Origin of the sequence: Halobacillus sp. BBL2006, from assembly GCF_000786645.1 — a bacterium.
In the GTDB taxonomy this organism is placed as follows: Bacteria; Bacillota; Bacilli; order Bacillales; family Halobacillaceae; genus Halobacillus.
In genome coordinates, this window is sequence record NZ_JRNX01000990.1 from 1 (window position 1) to 1,153 (window position 1,153).

Consider the following 1,153-nt stretch of genomic DNA (forward strand, 5'->3'; position numbering starts at 1 on the left):
AATCAAAAGGGATGTGCTTTTCCATACCGTTGATTTTTTCTGCTTTAAAGCAAAAAAGGAGTCCTCAATGGAAGAGGACTCCTTTTTTGTTAATTAACTTTCTTCAATTGATTCGTTTGTTCTGTTGAATTCGGAGTAAGAGTCTTACCAGTGATCCCAAACAAAATCGTCAGCACCGGACTTAGCAGACAGAAGAAGGCAAAAGGCAAATAGTCTAGAACAGGAACGCCAAGAACACCTGAAAGAAAGACTCCGCAGACACTCCAAGGAACGAGTGGATTAATGACCGTCCCGGCATCTTCCAACGTTCTGGACAGATTTTTTCTTGCCAAATTCGCTTTTTTATAAACATCCTGGTACGCTTCACCTGTTAAAAGGATCGACAAGTATTGTTCACCGATGGCAATGTTGATTCCTATGGCCGTAAACGCTGTGGCCAAGGTCGTTGAACGCACTGACTTTAAACCATGCTGGACTTTGTTCAATATTGAAGGAATGACTCCTGTAATAAAGAAGAGTCCACCAAGGGCAAGTGCAAGAATGACCAGAGACACTGTAAATAGCATGCCGTTCATTCCACCTCTTGTCAGTAATTCATTGACGACATCATTACTTGTTTCAGCAGTATATCCGTTAAACCACGTTCCCCAAAGTGCTCCCCAGTCCAGCACGCCTCTTGCCCCTGCGATTAGCGTTGCTAAGATACTACTAATAGCAAGTGATATAAAAGCTGGTGTTTTCGTTACGGTCAATCCTACGAGTGCAAGGAGGGGGATCCATGAGCTCCAATGGATCAAGTTTGATTCTTCCAACCCTTTTTGGAAATTCATGAGTTGCTCACTTCCCGCACCTTGTTCGGGGGAAAGAATTACAAAAAGGATAAACGTGATAATAAATGCAGGTACAGTTGTCCAAGACATATTCTTAATATGGTCGAACAAATCCACGTCCACAACAGTTGAAGCCAAATTGGTCGTGTCAGATAAAGGCGACATTTTATCCCCAAAGAAAGCGCCTGATACGATAGCTCCTGCCGTCATAGCAATAGAAACATCCATTGATTGAGCTACGCCTATAAAGGCAACTCCTACGGTTGCGGCAGTTGTGAATGAGCTGCCGAGTGCAACGCCTACAATGGCCGTAACTGCAAACG

General features: G+C 43.6%; 1 protein-coding gene. It reads right to left on the reverse strand.

Annotated elements, in window-relative coordinates; translation table 11 throughout:
- Window positions 1-89: 89 nt before the first annotated feature.
- On the reverse strand, window positions 90-1,153 hold a 1,064-nt coding region (locus LD39_RS21595; RefSeq protein WP_035554056.1), incomplete at its 5' end, for a Na+/H+ antiporter NhaC family protein.